The organism is uncultured Campylobacter sp. (genome assembly GCF_938031315.1).
GTDB lineage: Bacteria > Campylobacterota > Campylobacteria > Campylobacterales > Campylobacteraceae > Campylobacter_B.
This window is the reverse complement of sequence record NZ_CALHHT010000200.1, coordinates 1-4,227: the sequence shown is the minus strand read 5'-3', so window position 1 is coordinate 4,227 and position 4,227 is coordinate 1. Positions and strand designations below refer to the sequence as shown.

3 protein-coding genes are annotated in these 4,227 nt (G+C 51.1%); all 3 read right to left on the bottom strand.

The window, feature by feature from the left end; all coding sequences use genetic code 11:
- The coding region (locus tag Q0236_RS05150) for an IMP dehydrogenase (RefSeq protein WP_297915755.1) at positions 1–462 on the bottom strand (462 nt) is incomplete at its 3' end.
- A gap of 2 nt (positions 463–464) precedes the next feature.
- Positions 465–1,823, bottom strand: a complete 1,359-nt coding sequence (gene gatA / locus Q0236_RS05145; RefSeq protein ID WP_297915753.1) for an Asp-tRNA(Asn)/Glu-tRNA(Gln) amidotransferase subunit GatA — start codon at positions 1,821–1,823, stop codon at positions 465–467.
- Positions 1,824–1,919: 96 nt separating this feature from the next.
- Positions 1,920–4,227 (bottom strand): isoleucine--tRNA ligase (ileS, locus tag Q0236_RS05140; RefSeq protein WP_297915751.1); only part of this gene is annotated, 2,308 nt, incomplete at its 5' end.

The window sequence follows — 4,227 nt, the reverse complement described above, 5'->3', positions numbered from 1 at the left end:
CTTGGTCATCTTTTCGCCTACTAGCGCGGCGGTGTCGGTTTCAAAGCGCAGATCGCGATTGGTTAAAATTCCAATCAGCACGCCGTTGTCATCGATAACGGGAATACCACTGATGTGGTACTCGCTCATCAGATCGAGAGCGTCTTTGATCGTGGCGTCCGCCTTGATCGAGATAGGGTCTATAATGACGCCGCTTTCGCTCTTTTTTACGCGGCGAACCATCTTGGCTTGGGAGTCCTCGTCCATATTTTTATGGATCACGCCGATGCCGCCGAGGCGCGCCATCATTATCGCCGTGCGGTACTCGGTGACCGTATCCATCGCAGCACTCACGAGAGGGGTATTTAGCGTGATATTTTTCGTAAAACTCGTGCTGATATCGACCTCTTTGGGTAAAATTTCAGAGTATTGCGGTACCAACAAAACATCCTCGAAGGTCAGAGCCTTTTTGACGATCTTCATACTTATCCTTTCACGATTTTTTCTAAACTCAAGCCGCCGTCCAGCACCGTTTGTTCATCGTAGGCGCGCCCGATGAGCTGCGCGCTGATATTAAGAGCCTCTTTGTTTTTCGCTACCGGCACGGAGATTGCGGGAAGCCCCGCTAAATTTACGCCGATCGTATAGATGTCGCTAAGATACGCGCGAAGCGGATCGCTAAGCTCGCCGAATTTATACGCCACGCTCGGCGCGATCGGCATAAAGATTAAATCGGCGTCTTTTAAAATTTCCTCATATTCGCTTTTAATGAAAGCCCTTGCCTTCTGCGCTTTGATGTAATACGCGTCGTAGTAGCCGCTGCTTAGCACGAAGGTGCCTAGAAGCATGCGACGCTTGACCTCGTCGCCAAATCCTTCGCCGCGGGTGTTGGCGTAGAGCTCTTTTAAATTTAGAGCCTTCGCGCGGTTTCCGTATCGCACGCCGTCGTAGCGGCTTAAATTTGCGCTAGCCTCGGCGGTTGCGATGATGTAGTAGGTCGCGATGTCATATTTGGAGCTGCAAAGATCGCGGTAAACGATCTCATACCCGAATGATTTTAGCTTTTCTATAGCCGAATTTAGAGCCTCTTTGACCTGCTGCGAGGCCTCGTCCACGTAGTTTTTTATAACGGCGATCTTAAGCTTGCGATCCGCGTTTAGCTTATCCGCGGTGCTTTCGTAAGCGCCCGCGTAGCTCGTGCTGTCCATCTCGTCGCGGCCTGCGATGATGTCGTATAAAATCGCCGCATCCTCGACGCTGCGCGTGATCGGTCCTATCTGATCGAGGCTGCTCGAATACGCCGCGAGCCCGTAGCGGCTGACCCTGCCGTAGCTCGGCTTAAAGCCTACGCAGCCGCAAAATGCCGCCGGCTGGCGGATCGAGCCGCCCGTATCGCTTCCGAGTGCGGCTACGGCGATATTTGCCGCTACGGCAGCCGCGCTTCCGCCGCTACTGCCGCCAGGTATGCGCGAGTGATCGGTCGGATTGAGAGTTTTGCCGTAGAATGAGCTCTCGGTCGTGCTTCCCATCGCAAACTCATCCATATTCGTCCGTCCAAACGGCGCCAGGCCGCGCTCGCGTAGCTTTTTGATCACCGTCGCGTCGTATGGCGCAACGTAGCCTTGCAAAATTTTACTCGCCGAGGTGACGCTCCAATCTTTTACCTGAATGTTATCTTTGATCGCGATCGGCACGCCCTCGCCGCTGATGTTTAGAGCCTCGCCCGTGAGCTGCTCGACGTAGGCGCCGAGCTCTTTGGTTTTTAAAATTTTATCCTTTAGCTCCGCTCTAAGCGCCGAAATTTCATCCGCATTCAGCTTTAGAGCCTCTTTCAAACTTATCATCTGCCATCCTTAAATTTATTCACGAAATAGATCCCCACGCCCGTCGCTACGCAGATTAGCGCGATCGTAAAAAATACGAAGCCGAGACTTATGGGGCTAGCGAGCATGCATGACCTTCGCGCAGCGCGGGCAGAGCTCATCAGGCTCTTTTGCGTTAAATTTCCAGCATCTCGGGCATTTGTGTTTAGAGGATTTTACGAGGCGGAAAATTTCGTCGTTTATCTTAAACTCCGCTAGAGCCTGCCCGCTTTGCAGAGTGTCCACGTCGCTTACCATGAACCAATCCGCCACGCCTAGGATGTCGTTTGATAAAATTTCGTTCGAGCTCGTTTCTAAAACCAGCTCGAGCGTCGATTTGATGATCTTGTCTTTTTTCAGCGCGTCGATGAGCTCGAAAAATTTCTCTCTCGATTTGATTAAAATTTCGTCAAATTCTATGAAATCGTCAAATTCTATCGGCTTATATGTCAGATCGAAAACGTCTTCTTTGCCCTCTTTAATGATTTGCGGCGCAAATTCCATCACTTCGTCGATCGTGTAGGTTAGCGTAGGCGCGATCAGAGGCAGCAGCGCTCGCGTGATCAGTGCGATCGCGCTTTGCGCGCTTCTGCGGCGCGGCTCGTCGGGTGCGTCGCAGTAGAGCCTGTCTTTGCAGATATCAAGATAAATTCCGCTCAGATCGGCGCTTAAGAAATTTAGTAGCTGATTGAAGCCCTTCGAAAAATCGTAGTTTCTAAACGCCGCTTCCGCGCTCGCAAAGGCGTTTGCCGCGCGCGTTAGGATCCAGCGGTCAAGCCGCGTAAAATTGCTCGTCTCTATCTCGCCCAGATCGCTGGTGCTTGCGAGTAGAAATCTTATAGTATTTCGGATCTTGCGGTACTGCTCGCTTACCTGCTTTAGGATATTGTCGCTGATCTTTAGATCGGTCGAATAATCGCTCATCGCGACCCACAGGCGTAAAATTTCAACGCCGTGGCTCTTTGCGACCTCTTGCGGATAGATGACGTTTCCGACGGACTTGCTCATCTTTTGACCCTTCTCATCGACGGTAAATCCGTGAGTGAGGATGCTCTTGTACGGCGCGCATTCGTTGATCGCGCAGCTCAGAAGTAATGAACTTTGAAACCAGCCGCGATGTTGGTCGCTGCCCTCAAGATACATATCCGCAGGGAATTTGCCCGCATCATAAACGCCGCTTTGCAGCACCGCCTTCCATGTCGAGCCGCTCTCAAACCAAACGTCTAAGATATCCATCACTTTTTCTAAATTTTCAGGCTTATAGCCGCTATCTTGCGGCAAGAGCTCCGAAATTTCCATCTGCCACCAAGCATCCGCGCCTTTGGCCTTAAAAATTTCGTAGATATTATTTAAAATTTTTTCGTCGAAAATCGGCTCTTTGGTGCTTTTATCGCGGAAAAACGCGATCGGCACACCCCAATCCCTCTGGCGAGAGATACACCAATCGGGGCGGTTTTCTATCATCGAGCTTAGGCGGTTGATGCCGCTTTGCGGATAAAATTTAACCTTTTCGATCTCTTCAAGGGCTACTTGGCGCAGCGTCTTGCCGCTAAGCTTGGGCTCGTCCATCGCGATAAACCACTGCTTCGTCGCGCGGTAGATCACCGGCTTGTGCGTGCGCCAGCAGTGCGGATAGGAGTGGACGAATTTACCGGATTTGATAAGCGCGGGGCCTAGGATCTGTAAAATTCTCTCGTTTGCTTTGAAAATATGCATCCCTACGAGCTCATCTACGACGTCTGCGCGGAAGAGTTTTTTGGTTTTAAGGGTTTGATCGAAACAGCCGCCCTCATCCACCGGCATCAGCACTTCGATGCCGTATTTAAGCCCTACGAAATAATCGTCCTCGCCGTGACCCGGAGCCGTATGCACGAGCCCGGTGCCGCCGTCCATTAAAACGTGTTCGCCGAGGATAAATTTCGAAGCTCTATCATTTAGCGGGTTGATCGCGTTTAAGCCCTCAAGCTCGGTAGCCTTAAATTCTTTTACGATCTCGCCTTTCGTGATGCCCAGGCTTACGAGGCTTTCGACCAAAGGTTTTGCAAGGATTAAATTTTCGCTCGTCAGCGCATAAATTTCATTCGGGTTCAAAGATATCGCGCCGTTTGCAGGCAGCGTCCAAGGCGTAGTCGTCCAAATGACCGCTTTAGCGCCTTTCGCGCCGATTTTAGCGTTCGCTTCACCGCTTAGATCAAACGCCACGAAGATCGAGTAGTCCTCTTTGTCTTTGTATTCGACCTCGGCTTCTGCAAGCGCGCTTTTTGCCGCCCAGCTCCAAAACACGGGCTTACTTCGCTCGATCAGAATTCCTTTTTTCGCGATCTGGCAGAGCGCTTTGTAAATTTCAGCCTCAAACTCAAATTTTAGCGTCAGATACGGATCGTCC

Coding starts and splice junctions, on each gene's coding strand:
- gatA (WP_297915753.1), bottom strand. CDS start 1,823: ATGATAAGTTTGAAAGAGGCTCTAAAGCTGAATGCGGATGAAATTTCG.